This is a genomic window from Paenibacillus sp. J5C2022 (assembly GCF_025567625.1).
In the GTDB taxonomy this organism is placed as follows: Bacteria; Bacillota; Bacilli; order Paenibacillales; family Paenibacillaceae; genus Pristimantibacillus.
The window spans coordinates 41,328-54,965 of the sequence record NZ_JAOQJC010000022.1 but is presented as its reverse complement, the minus strand read 5'-3'; the positions used below and the strand labels follow the sequence as shown (position 1 = coordinate 54,965).

Annotated in this window: 8 protein-coding genes; 6 read left to right on the top strand and 2 right to left on the bottom strand. The window is 58.9% G+C overall.

All coding sequences use genetic code 11. The features are described from left to right. Window positions 1–418 precede the first annotated feature (418 nt). Window positions 419–1,015, top strand: a complete 597-nt coding sequence (locus M6D81_RS18085; RefSeq protein ID WP_262678317.1) for an AAA family ATPase — start codon at window positions 419–421, stop codon at window positions 1,013–1,015. Window positions 1,016–1,310: 295 nt separating this feature from the next. Here M6D81_RS18085 and M6D81_RS18080 read toward each other — a convergent pair whose 3' ends face one another. Both M6D81_RS18080 and M6D81_RS18075 read right to left on the bottom strand, forming a co-directional pair. After that, on the bottom strand, window positions 1,311–2,306 hold the full coding sequence (locus M6D81_RS18080; protein WP_262678372.1) for an electron transfer flavoprotein subunit alpha/FixB family protein: 996 nt from the start codon (window positions 2,304–2,306) through the stop codon (window positions 1,311–1,313). Between the two features lie 64 nt (window positions 2,307–2,370). After that, entirely contained in the window at window positions 2,371–3,177 is an 807-nt protein-coding gene (locus M6D81_RS18075) for an electron transfer flavoprotein subunit beta/FixA family protein (protein ID WP_262678371.1), read from the bottom strand. Between the two features lie 580 nt (window positions 3,178–3,757). Between M6D81_RS18075 and M6D81_RS18070 the strand changes: the two genes are divergently transcribed. From M6D81_RS18070 to M6D81_RS18050, 5 genes are all read left to right on the top strand, one after another. Then, entirely contained in the window at window positions 3,758–6,031 is a 2,274-nt protein-coding gene (locus tag M6D81_RS18070) for a (Fe-S)-binding protein (RefSeq protein WP_410795755.1), read from the top strand. Continuing rightward, window positions 6,028–8,484: a 3-hydroxyacyl-CoA dehydrogenase/enoyl-CoA hydratase family protein gene (locus M6D81_RS18065; protein ID WP_262678316.1), complete on the top strand. Its 2,457-nt coding sequence runs from the start codon at window positions 6,028–6,030 to the stop codon at window positions 8,482–8,484. The genes M6D81_RS18070 and M6D81_RS18065 overlap by 4 nt, the downstream gene beginning before the upstream one ends. 74 nt (window positions 8,485–8,558) lie before the next feature. Beyond that, window positions 8,559–9,776: an acetyl-CoA C-acyltransferase gene (locus M6D81_RS18060; RefSeq protein ID WP_262678315.1), complete on the top strand. Its 1,218-nt coding sequence runs from the start codon at window positions 8,559–8,561 to the stop codon at window positions 9,774–9,776. Window positions 9,777–9,817: 41 nt separating this feature from the next. Then, window positions 9,818–11,620: an acyl-CoA dehydrogenase family protein gene (locus tag M6D81_RS18055; RefSeq protein ID WP_262678314.1), complete on the top strand. Its 1,803-nt coding sequence runs from the start codon at window positions 9,818–9,820 to the stop codon at window positions 11,618–11,620. Between the two features lie 15 nt (window positions 11,621–11,635). Next, a complete protein-coding gene (locus tag M6D81_RS18050) occupies window positions 11,636–13,636 on the top strand; it encodes a long-chain-fatty-acid--CoA ligase (RefSeq protein ID WP_262678313.1) in 2,001 nt (666 codons plus the stop codon). The last annotated feature ends 2 nt before the right edge of the window (window positions 13,637–13,638 follow it).

The following is a 13,638-nucleotide window of genomic DNA, read 5'->3' as shown; positions in this document are numbered from 1 at the left end:
GACCATTTTGAGCGATAGCTCCTACTTTTCGGCGGTACGAGGCACGCTTAATGGAGCTATGTGAGCAAAATGAGCGATAGCGCACAATTCCCACTACTTTTCCGCTTCTATGTGACCATTTTGAGCGATAGCTCCTACTTTTCGGCGGTACGAGGCACGCTTGATGGAGCTATGTGAGCAAAATGAGCGATAGCGCACACTTTCCTCTATTTTTCCGCTTCTATGTGACCATTTTGAGCGATAAGCTCCTACTTGCTTAGTAGCTAAGTAGTAACGAAAAATCGTACAAAAAGGTGAGCCGGAGTGTTGGGCAGTGGCACATTGTACGAAATATCGTGACTCGTTATATGTAATTGATGCGTACGGAAACAAATGAGCAGCAAGTTTCGTCTATAACCAATTAGAGGGAGGATTTGGCATGATCATTTGGATTAACGGCGCGTTTGGCGCGGGAAAAACGACTTCGGCCTATGAGTTGCATAGGCGAACACCAGGCACATTTCTCTATGACCCCGAAAATGTAGGCTATTTCATACGAAAAAATGCCCCGAAGCCAATATTGCTCGATGATTTCCAAGACCATCCCGAGTGGCGAGAGATGAATTACTCCATGCTCAGAATGATGGCGAATGACTATGCAGGCCCTATTATTGTGCCTATGACAATCGTTAACGTCGTCTATTTCGACGAGATTATTGGGAAGTTGCGCAATGAGGGCATTAAGGTGCACCATTATGCATTGCTCGCAACGCGCGAAACTTTGCTGAAACGGCTGAAAAGCAGGGGAGAAGGAAGCCATTCTTGGGCGGCCGCGCAGATTGATCGATGTCTCGACAGCTTATCCCGCGAGAAGTTCGGGCAGCATATTGTGACGGACCGTTTGACAACGGATGAAATCATCGGGCAAATTGCAGCTGACACTGGGTTGGAGCTCGAACCGGATAAGCGGGGGAAGTTGAAAAAGAAGATGGACCGACTAAAGGTGAAAGTGAAGCACATTCGCTTCTTCTCCTGACGGAATGGGAACACAGCCCAATAAGTTGTATGCCTGTCGATGAAAGATGGACTCGTTGAGCTGTGAAATACCCCTGTTCTTACTAAATGGATTTTGTACAGTTTAACTCGTTAAAATATTGATCACTCGAGACGCTAACTGGAAAATATACATTTGTATTAAGAGAAACGGTGCGATATGGCACTTTAAGTTCAAATTAGTTACACGAAATCCATTTATCATGCGTAAATAGGTAGAATGTGGAAATTTAATGGCGGTGAGTCCAGTTAGTGAATGTAAATGAAAAGCAAAGCAATCAGCCAGACTGGCGACTCCTAAGCACTTCCTCCGTGAGCAAGGGAAGCACCTCGAACAAGTCCCCGACGATGCCATAGTCGGCAACGCCGAAGATGGGCGCGTCGGGGTCTTTGTTGATCGCAATAATCGTCCGGGATTGGCTCATGCCAGCCAGATGCTGGATGGCGCCGCTTATGCCGCAGGCAATGTAGAGCTGCGGCGTGACGACTTTGCCCGTCTGCCCGATCTGAAGGGCATAGTCGCAGTAGCCTGCGTCGCAAGCCGCGCGCGAGGCGCCGACCGCACCGCCGAGCGCAGCGGCGAGCTGGCGCAGCGGCTCGAAGCCCGCCGCGCTGCGCACGCCTCTGCCGCCCGAGACGACGATGTCGGCCTCGGACAGGTCAAGCTGTCCGCCGGCGCGGATGACAATGCCGCGGACGGCGGTGTAGAGGGGCGGCACTGTGAAGGGAAGCTCCTTCACGATGCCGCCCCTGTCCGCGGCGTCCAGCGGTTCCGCCGCGGGCAGATTGTTCGGGCGTACCGTGGCGATCCACGGTACGCCCGTGAGGAACTGACGCCGTTCGAACGCCTTGCCGGCGTAGAGCGGGCGGATGAAGCCGACGTCGCCGCCATCGCCGATCTCGATGGCGGTGACGTCGGCAATGTGGCCGGCGCCATGGGCAGCGGCCACTCGGGGCGCGAGCTCGCGCCCCGCAGCGGTATGGCCGAGCAGCAGCGCGTCCGGCCCCACCGCAGCCATGGCTGCGCCCAGGACGGCGATGTACGCCTCGGGCGCAAAGTCGCGCAGCGCGGGATCGTCGGCGACGTGCACGACGTCCGCGCCCCGCGCGATGAGTGCGGCGGCGTCCTCCGCCGCACCACCGGCGCAGGCGATGACGGCGTGGACATGGCCGTCATCGCCTGCAAGGCGCCTTGCCGCGCCTAGCGCTTCCAGCGCGACGCGGCGCAGTGCGCCGTTCCTGCGCTCTGCGAACAGTAGAATCGTTCTGGTCATCATGCAGCAGCTCCTTTTCCTTCGTATTTCTCCGGCAGACGCTTGCCATTCTTCCCTGATCCCGCTACAGCAGCTTGGCTTCCGTCTGCAGCAGGAGGACAAGCTCGCGCGTCTGTTCCTCCGCGGTGCCGCCCAGCCGCTTGCCGGCAGCCCGTTGAGGAGGCGGAGTCAGCTCCGTCCTGGCCGTGCGGGCCTCTGCCCCATCGGCCGATATCGTCAGGTCGGCAAGCGTGACTACCCTCAGCGGCTTGCGCTTGGCCTTCATAATGCCCGGCAGGGAAGGGTACCGTGGCTCGTTCAGCCCTTGCTGGGCGGTAATGAGCGCGGGAAGCGGTATGCATACCGTCTCCATATCCCCCTCGACATCCCGATCGACAAGCGCGTAGCGTGCCGCACCAGGCACATGTGCCGCGCCCAGTTGCTCGCCGGAGTCGATCGTCAGCTTCAACGCTGCCGATGCATGGGGCAAGTCGAGATGCTGGGCGACCTGCAGCGCCACGCTGCCGGAGCCCGTATCGACAGCGAACAAGCCGGCCAGTACAAGCTCCGGCGACAGTGGGGCTATGACGGCGGCAAGTGCGGCGGCGAGCTGGCTGCTGTCGTCCGTCAACGATTCATCGTCCAGCAGTATCGCTTCATCGGCGCCTATCGCCAGCGCGGTTCGCAGCGCTTCCTTTGCCCTGTCAGGGCCACAGCCTGCGACGATCACCTCTCCGCCATGCTTCTCCTTCAGCCGAATGGCTTCTTCCAAGGCGTACTCATCATAAGGATTAATCACATATTTGGCGTCACGTTCATCCACCGCGCCATCGATGATTTTAATTTTCTCCTCCGTATCGAAGGTCTGCTTCAGCAATACGACTATTTTCAGCACGGCAATCATCACCTCCAACCGCGAATTGACGTTCTTCCAACTCCGGCAGCAATCGCTCTTCCATCAGTGCTACCTTATGTCGGGATACCGGGGAATAGACCGCCGACCGGCACGTATTGCTCAGCATGTTCGTTGCGGGCAATTCATATATATGTAAGACCGTCAGCCTAAAATGAAAGCGCTTTAAAGCTTGTCCGGCGAAGCTGGCACGAGAAAGATGAGAACCGTGAAGCGCGGCAGCGGACATGAAAGGAGCTTCGAACGAAACGGAGCATCAAGTGGAATGGAGCATCAAGTGGAATGGAGCATCAAGTGGAATGGAACGTCAAGCGAATGGGTCTACAGACGAAAAAGAATCTTAAGCGAATAAGCGTGCACATATCCTCATGCGGAGGAGGGATCGAAGATGGCGTTGATAGGGATGCTTGACACAGCCATGTCCGCAGCCCTGAAGCTGGCGGATCAGATGTCAGGCGCCTGGTGGAGCATCCGGCATCGGCCAGACGGAATTGCCGGCGCTACTGCGTGGACGGGACAGGAACAGGCATTGACAGCGCAGCTCCAGCTGATGGGAGGGATGCAAGGCATTGGCGCATGGATACGGTGGGGCTTGTTTGCCGTTGTGGTCGCAGGCATGGTATGGATGTTCGCGGCAGTCGTATGGCGGAGGGTAGGCCATATCCGGCTTGGCGTGCCCGTTACATTCAAGCGCTACAAGTCGCAGGGCAAAGGGAACGGAACGGCGGGCGAGGTGCTCGGCCATCGCCGGCTGCTGAAGGATGCGCGCAGCGGAGCGATGCATCTTGTCTACTTCTACGGCTTTATTGTGTTGCAATTCGGGGCGCTTGATCTGCTCTGGAAAGGGCTGAGCGGGGGCGACGCTCTGCCGCTGCCCTACTATCCGGAGTTCGCCTGGATGCAGGAGACCACCGTTGCCCTGGTGCTGGCGGCGGTCTGCTACGGCGGCTACAGGCGCTACATAGAGAGGCTTCCCCGCTTGAAGAGGGGATGGAAGCCTTCCATTGTCTTGTGGTTTATCGGCACTCTTATGATGACCGTACTCTTGTCGCTTGCCTTCGAGCGGTTGGCAGCGGCAGGCGGGAATCATCTCCCGTCCACAGCCCATGCCCCTGTTAGCGGTCCGATATCCGAAGCGCTGGCGGCGACTGGCATTGGCGAAGGCAGCGCCGCTGCTCATGTGGGCTTCGAGCTGTTCTGGTGGCTTCACCTGCTGGTATTGCTCGGGTTTCTCGTGTACGTGCCGCAATCCAAGCACTTTCATCTGCTGACCGCTCCTGTCAATTTATGGTTCCGGCGCAGCGATCCCCCCGGCAGGCTGGCTCCGTTGGATCTGGAGGACGAGGAAGCGGAGAGCTTCGGGGCGGGAGACATTCAGCATTTTACGCAGAAGCAGCTGCTGGATCTGTATGCATGCGTGGAATGCGGCCGCTGTACGAATGTGTGTCCGGCTTCCAATACCGGGAAGCTGCTGTCGCCGATGCATCTGATCGTGAAGCTGAGAGATCACCTGACCGAGAGGGGGGCGGCGATCACATCCCGCTCGCCTTGGATGCCCGCAGGCCTGTGGCAGCGAGGCGGGACAGAGGCCGCGCATGCAATGGGAGCGGTTATTCCGGCAACGGATGACTCTCGCGTCCATGAGTCGACGCGGGGCGAAGAGGGAGTGCGGAAGCTTGCGATCGGCATCGGTTCCACGATGGCGGCCCAGAAGGCTGCCTGGAGCGTGCAGGAGGGCAGGCGGGCGGAGGAGGTTGCTCTGATCGGCGGCGTGATGACGGAGGAGGAGTTGTGGTCGTGCACGACTTGCCGCAATTGCGAGGAGCAGTGCCCGGTCGGCAACGAGCATGTAGACAAAATTATCGACATGCGGCGGCATCTGGTCCTCATGGAGGGCAAGCTTCCCGCCGACGGACAGCGCGCGCTGCAACATATCGAACGGCAGAGCAATCCATGGGGCTTGCCGCGCGCTGAACGGGCGGAATGGATTGACGATTGCGAGCGAAAAACGGGAATACGCGTGGACACGATGGGGGAGAGGCTGAGAAGCGGCGGCAAGCCGCCGGAAATTCTGCTGTGGGCGGGATCTATGGGAGCCTATGACACCAGGAGCAGGCGTGTTCTATACGATTTGGTGAAGCTGATGACATGCGCGGGATTGCGCTTTGCCACACTTGGAGGAGAAGAACGGAGCTCAGGCGATACTGCAAGGCGCATAGGCAATGAGCTGTTGTTCCAGCAATTGTGCCGGGACAACATCGACACGTTGCGGAAGTATGAGATTCGTCATATTGTCACGGCATGCCCGCATACCTTTAACACATTCAAGAATGAATACCCCGACTTCGGCATGCCCCGGGACATTGCAGTAGAGCATCATACGGAGCTGCTGAGGCGGCTTGTGGAGGAAGGGAGGCTGAAGCCGGAATATCCGGTAGAGGAAGAAGTGACCATCCATGATTCCTGCTATCTGGGACGCTATAACGATCAATATGAGGCTCCCCGAAGCTTGCTGAGAGCCATTCCCGGCGTCGTCGTCAGGGAGATGGAGCGGTCCCGGAGCAACGGGATGTGCTGCGGCGCAGGCGGAGGATTAATGTGGATGGAGGAGCATGCGGGAACGCGGGTCAATTATGCCAGAACGGCGCAAGCGTTGGAAGTACAGCCGACCGTCATCAGCTCGGCGTGTCCTTATTGCCTCACGATGATGGAGGATGGGCTGAAGGCGCTGGCCAAGAACGAGCAAGTGGCAGCCAGAGATGTGGCGGAGCTGTTGGCAGAGAGCATATTCGGCACGCCGGGAGACAAATTGGGGCGAGGTGAACAGGGATGATGCCATCGCATGGGCGAATGAGGCAGGCGGACAGAGTAAGCAGGGGCGTCGTGATCGGTTCGGGTGTAATGGGGGCGGGAATTGCCGCTCACTTGGCCAATGCCGGCATGCAAGTGAAGCTATTGGACATCGTGCCGGGTTCGCTGACGCCGGAGGAACGCAGCAAGGGATTGTCACAGGAGGATGCCGTAGTACGGAACCGGCTGGCGGACGAGGCCGTCAAGCGAATACAAGCCGCCAAGCCGCCCGTGCTCTATGATCCATCATGGATTGGCCGAATTCAGAGCGGCAATCTGAGCGACCATCTCTCCGCTGTGGGAGAAGCGGATTGGGTTATCGAAGCTGTCGTGGAGCGTCTTGATATCAAGCGCAAGGTATTGGAAAGCATTGATGCGGCCAGACGGCCTGGGTCGCTTGTGACGACGAATACGTCCGGTCTGTCCGTTGGAGAGATGGCCGAAGGAAGAAGCGATGATTTCAGGCGGCACTTCGCCGCCACGCACTTCTTCAATCCGCCAAGGTACATGAAGCTGGTAGAGATCGTTCCAGCCGCAGAGACATCTCCCGAGACGGTTGCGCTCTTAACGGAGCTTTGCGAGGAAAGACTGGGCAAGGGGGTGGTGCTCGCACGGGATACGCCGAATTTCATTGCCAATCGGATTGGCGCCTACGGCATGCTGGTGACACTGGAGGAGGCGGTCCGATACGGATTGACGGTAGAGGAGACGGATGCGCTGACGGGAACTGCGATGGGCAGGCCGAAGACGGCGACGTTCCGGATGATGGATATGGTCGGGCTGGATACGCTGCTTCATGTCGTGGACAATGTCCGGGAGAGAAGCGCCGATGCCGAGGAGAAGGCGATATTCGCCAGACCCGAACTGCTGGTGAAGCTTGTGGAGTCAGGCAGGCTGGGGGGCAAGTCGGGGGCCGGGTTCTATCGCAAAACATCCGGAGGTGGGGGACGCAGCGTCATCCAGTCGCTGCAGCTTGCTACGCTGGATTACGGACCGAAACTGCGCGTTTCTTCTCCCGTTCTCGAGGCGGTGAAGTCCGCAGGAGGGGCCGCCGCCAAGGTGAGGACTCTGCTGTCGGCCGCGCCGAAGCATGCTCACGCCCGATTCGCCTGGGCTTGCCTGAAGCGCACGCTCCTCTATGCCGCCGGCCTGAACGGGATTATCGCGGACCATCTGTCGGATATCGACAAAGCGATGCGTTGGGGATTCAATTGGGACCTTGGCCCGTTCCAGCTGTGGGATGCGATCGGTCTGGAGCAGTCTGTCCGGCGTATGGAGCAGGAAGGAGATGCCGTTCCGGCATGGGTGAAGGAGTGGATTGCCGGAGGCCGCACCAGCTTCTACCGGAGCGAAGGGGCGAGACGCTTCTATGCCCATGCCGGGGGAGAACGGGAAGAGAGCATCGAACGCGATTGCATCTCTCTGGCGGCCTTGAAGGAAGCGGGCAGAACTGTTCTCTCTACGCCGGGAGCCAGCCTGATCGATATCGGAGACGATGTGGTCTGCCTGGAGTTCCACTCTCAGAACAATGCTATCGGCGGCGATATACTGTCGGCGATCACATTGTCAGCCGAGGAAGTATCGCGCAATTGGCGGGGACTCGTAATCGCGAACGAAGGGCGCAATTTCTGTGTAGGGGCCAATCTGGCCTTGCTGCTTATGGAGGCCCAGAGCGGCGAATGGGATGAGGTGGAGGACATTATCCGGTACTTCCAGCGGAGTATGGGGCTGCTCGCTGCGCTGGACAGACCGGTCGTCGCCGCGCCGCATCGGATGACGCTGGGCGGCGGCGTGGAAGCTTGTCTTCCGGCGGACCGAATCGTCTACTCGCCTGAGACGTACTTCGGGCTGGTCGAGACAGGTGTCGGGCTTATTCCAGCGGGCGGGGGCTGCATGGCGGCGGCCATGCTGGCGGCCGACCGGGCGCAGGCGGCGTCCGGCGGCCGGTCGGAAGCAAGCGCCATGCTGCTCCAGCCGCAGCTGAACCAGCTATTCGAGACGATCGCGATGGCGAAGCATTCCTCGAGCGGCTTCGGTGTGCGTGCTCTCGGCTTCCATCGTCCCGGCGACCGCGTCATTATGAGGCAGGATGCACGCATTGGGGAAGCGAAGCGCGAATGTCTGGAGCTTGACAGGCAAGGCTACGTGCCGCCGCCGCAGCGCCGCAGCGCCGTAGCGGGAAGAGAGGGCAAGGCTGTGCTCGCGATGGCCATTCAGTCCATGAAGCTTAGCGGCTATATCAGCCCGCATGACGAACGGATTGCAGGGAAGCTGGCGCATGTGCTGACTGGAGGGCATGTTGCGTCCGGCACGGAAGTAAGCGGGCAGTATTTGCTGGATTTGGAATGCGAAGCGTTCCTGAGCCTATGCGGCGAGCCGAAGACGCAGCAGCGGATGAGCCATATGCTGGAGACGGGCAAGCCGCTTCGCAACTGAACGCGCAGCAGTCAATGAGCATCACACGCTCGCATGTATCAGGCTCGCACCAGCGAGCCGAAGGGAGGAAGTGCATGACACCGAAATCACTGTTCGACAACCATGATCGCGACGCCGTTATCGTTGCCGCTGCACGAACGGCGGTTGGCAAGGCGAAGAAGGGGAGTCTGGCGGAGACGAGGGCGGAGGATATGGGCAAGGCTGTCATCCAGGGACTGCTGAGCAGAGTGCCGGATCTATCCGCCGGGAAGATCGAGGATGTCCTTCTCGGTTGCGCTATGCCGGAAGGCGAGCAAGGACTCAATGTCGCCCGGATCATCTCCCTGTACGCAGGGCTTCCCGATTCGACGCCGGCCGTCACGATCAATCGCTTCTGCGCATCCGGGCTGCAGGCCATTGCGTATGCGGCGGAACGGATTCGTCTCGGGGAGGCGGAGTGCATACTGGCCGGAGGCGTAGAGAGCATGAGCCATGTGCCGATGACAGGCTTTCACCTGTCTCCGCATCCCGATATCGCGGAGAGCATGCCGGAAGTGTACATGGGGATGGGCCACACGGCCGAGGAGGTGGCCCGCCGCTACGGCGTTACCCGTCAGGATCAGGACGAGTTCGCCGCCTCCAGCCATCAGAAGGCTGCTTCGGCGATTGCCGCGAACAGCTTCCGGGCGGAGATCGTGCCCATGACCGTAAGGAGGTCGGGTAGCGATGATGCGGGCAGGCCTTGGGAGCGAGTCTTCACGTTCGATACGGATGAAGGGGTCAGGCCGGAGACGACCGTGCAGAGACTGGCTCCGTTGAAGCCTTCATTCGCAAGGGAAGGCACCGTTACCGCGGGCAATTCCTCTCAGATGAGCGATGGAGCGGCTGCCGTTATCGTCACGAGCCGCGCAGCCGCGAAGCGGCATGGCCTGCGGCCGCTGGCCGCATTCCGAAGCTTCGGCCTGGCCGGCGTCGCTCCGGAGATTATGGGCATCGGCCCGATCGAAGCCGTACCGAGGGCGCTGCATCGCGCTGGCATTACGAAGGAGCAAGTGGATCTGTTCGAGCTGAATGAAGCGTTCGCGGCGCAGTGCGTGCCCATTATCCGGGAGCTCGGGCTGAATGCGGAGCGGGTCAATGTGAACGGCGGAGCGATTGCGCTTGGCCATCCGCTGGGCTGTACGGGCGCCAAGCTGTCGGTATCGCTCATTCATGAGCTGGGCCGCCGCGGTGGCGGCATCGGCGTGGTGACGATGTGCGTAGGCGGCGGAATGGGCGCAGCCGGCGTGCTTGAAGTATATGCGGGCTATTAAGCGCGAAGTGACGTGTTATTCGGAAAGGGGGATGGCCGCATATGGCGGACAAAGTGCGATTCGGCGGGCGGTTTATGATCGAGGACAGCTTGCCGGGGGCGGTGGTGACGCCTGAGGACTTTACCGAGGAGCAGCGAATGATGTCGCAGGCGGCAGAGCAATTTCTGGCCGCGGAAGTAACGCCGCGCGATGCGGAGATCGAAGCGCTCAATTACGAGCTGACGGTGGAGCTGATGCGCAAGGCGGGAGAGCTTGGCTTATTGGGGGCGGATGTGCCGGAGCCTTACGGGGGGCTGGGACTGGATAAGGTAAGCACGACATTGCTGGCCGAGACGATGGCCAGATCTTCTTCCTTCGCCTTGTCGGTAGGCGCCCATACCGGAATCGGCACACTGCCCATCGTCTTCTTCGGAACGGCGAAGCAGAAGGAGACGTATTTGCCGGATCTCGCCGCCGGCACGAGAATTGCCGCTTACTGCCTGACAGAGCCGGCTTCCGGCTCCGATGCGCTTGGAGCGCGCACGACAGCGAAGCTTTCAGCAGACGGACAGCATTATATATTGAACGGATCGAAGCTGTACATTACGAATGCCGGATTCGCGGATATTTTCATTGTGTATGCCAAGGTAGATGGAGAGCATTTTACGGCTTTTATTGTGGAGAGGAGCTATCCAGGGTTCAGCGTCGGACCCGAGGAGCATAAGATGGGGATAAAAGGATCGTCGACTTGCCCTCTCTTCCTGGAGGATGTGCCGGTGCCGGTTGACAATGTGCTCGGTCAAGTGGGCAAGGGACATCAGATTGCCTTCAACATATTGAATATCGGGCGCTTCAAGCTTGGTGCAGCCTGCCTCGGATCGTCCAAGGAGACGATCGCGCTCTCCAGCGGTTACGCCAACACCCGCAAGCAGTTCGGCCGCGCCATCTCCTCCTATCCGCTCATCGGAGCGAAGCTGGCGGATATGAATATCCGCACGTTCGCGCTGGAGAGCATGGTATACCGGACGGCGGGCTGGATCGACAGCATGCTGGGAAGTTCCGAAGAAGCCGCTGGAGACGGCCTCGGCAATGGAGGAATGATGGCTGCGGAGGCGATTGGCGAATATGCGCTGGAATGCTCCATTGTGAAGGTATTTGCATCAGAAGCGCTGGACCACATTATCGACGAGGGGGTGCAAATACACGGCGGATACGGTTATATCCGCGAATACAAAGTAGAGCGCATCTATCGCGATTCCAGAATCAACCGCATATTCGAAGGAACGAACGAAATCAACCGGATGCTCATTCCCGGCACGCTGCTGAAGCGAGCGATGAAAGGGGAAATCCCGCTGCTGCAAAAGGTGCAGGCGCTGCAGGCGGAGCTGATGCAGCCTATGCCGCTGCCGGTATTCCAGGAGCCGCTAAGTCAGGAGACATACCGGGTCGCGCAAGCGAAACGGATCTGTCTGGCGGCACTCGGTCTCGCGGTGCAGACTCATGGAACATCACTAGAGCAGGAGCAGGAGGTGCTATGCGTATTAGCCGATCTCATGATTGGAATATTTGCGATGGAGAGCGTCCTGTTGCGTACACAGAAGCTGCTGATGCAAGGAACGGCTTCAGCGGCAGCGAAGGAAAGCGGCGAGACGGCCGTCATGATGGCGGAGGTGTTCGTTCAGGAGACGATGGAGGAGGTGGATTCTCTTGCCAAGCGTGCCCTCTCTGCCCTTCAGCAGGGAGATGCGCTTCAAGTGCAGCTGTCCGTCTTGAAGAAGCTCATGCGCGCTCCGCTCAAGGATACGATCGGGCGGAAGAGGACGATCGCGGCCAAAGTGATTCGAAGTGAGCATTATGTGGTATAAAGGGGGAGATCAGTCATGTCGAGGATTGGACCGGAGGACTCGCCTATACCCAATTATTCTGATCCGGAGGAGAGTGGAGAGGAGACTGCACAAGCGAAAAAGGAAGTATCGGGGCAGGGAGAAGAGTGTGGTACAGCGGAAGAGGCAACTGCTGATGCAGCCGCAATAGAAGGAACTGCAAGAGAAGAAGTCGCCATGGAAGAAGCTCTCCGTGCACCGTCAGAGGCAGAAGCAGCAGAACCGGAACAGGCTGAAGCGGCAGAGACTGCCTCTGAAGCAGCCCCGTACGAAGAGCCGCCGCTTACCCGTCCCTGGCTTAAGCATTACCCCGGCGAAGTGGAGCCGACGCTTGCTTATCCGAACGGGAGCATTGCCCAATTTTTGCTGGACGCCGTTAATCGCTATCCGAATCATCCCGCCGTACACTTTATGGGCAAGACGCTGACTTATCGGGACATTCATACGGATGCCGTGCGGCTTGCCTCCAATCTGGCCGCGTTAGGCTTGCAGAAGGGGGACCGCGTGGCCATCATGCTTCCCAATTGTCCGCAAGCGGTTATCTCCTATTATGGGGTCCTGCTGGCCGGAGCGGTGGTCGTGCAGACGAATCCGCTATACGTGGAGCGGGAGCTGCTCCATCAATTGAAGGACTGCGGAGCATCGGCGATCATTGCGCTGGATTTGCTGTATGATCGGCTTTCCCGCGTGAGGGGCGATGATCCGGACAACGGGCCCGTGCCGGACTTGAAGCATGTTATTATTACGTCGATCAAGGACGGCCTGCCCTTTCCCAAGAGCATGCTCTACCCCATTAAGCAACGGAAGGAAGGATTCCGTTCCCGTATCCCGTACGGCCGGCTAGGCGTCCGATCTTACCGCAAGCTGATGAGCGGGCGCATTCCTTCCATTGAGCTTCCGCCGCTTGCGCAAGGCGATGAGCTGGCGGCGCTGCAGTATACGGGAGGTACGACGGGGACGCCGAAGGGCGTCATGCTGAGCCATCGCAATTTTGTCGCGAACACCTGTCAGATTGCGGCCTGGTGCTACAAGGCGGAGGAGGCCAAGGAGAAGTTTCTCGCTGCGCTCCCCTTGTTCCATGTGTTCGGCTTGACGGTTCTGATGAATTTATCCGTCATGCGAGCAGGCATGTTGATCCTGCTTCCGCGCTTCGAGACGGATACGGTGCTTCGGACGATTCGGGAGCAGAGGCCGACCGTCTTCCCTGGCGCTCCGACGATGTATGTCGCGCTAATCAATCATGCCCGCTCCGCCGAGATGGACCTGACCTCCATCAATATTTGCATTAGCGGCTCCGCCGCTCTGCCGCTGGAGGTGCAGGAGCAGTTCGAAGCGATGACCGGCGGACGGTTGATCGAAGGCTACGGTCTGTCGGAGGCGGCGCCGGTTACGCATGCCAATCCAATCTGGGGACATCGCAAGATCGGTACAATCGGCGTGCCGCTTCCCGATACGGACGCTTCCGTTATCGATCCGGCCACGGGGAAGAGACTGCCGCAAGGCGAGCTCGGCGAACTGGTCGTACGCGGTCCGCAGGTCATGCAGGGCTATTGGAATCGACCCGAAGAGACTGCGCAGACGCTGCAAGGCGGATGGCTGAGAACAGGCGATCTGGCGACGATGGATGAAGACGGGTATTTTATCATTATGGATCGCATCAAGGACGTCATTATCGCCGGCGGGTTCAATGTGTATCCTAGGGAAGTGGAGGAAGTACTGTATGAGCATCCCGCTGTGCGGGAGGCTGCCGTTATCGGCGTGAAGGATGATTATCGGGGGGAGACGGTGAAGGCATGTATCGTGCTGAAGGAGGGCTGGCAGGTGTCAAGAAGTCAACTGGACAAATGGTGCAGGACCAGACTTGCAGCATATAAGGTGCCCCATCACTATACATTCAGGGAAACGCTTCCAAAGACGATGGTCGGAAAGGTGCTGCGACGCAAGCTAGTCGAAGAGGAAACCTCCGCAGAAGCTGGCGCAGTCCGGCAGAAGGAGTGACA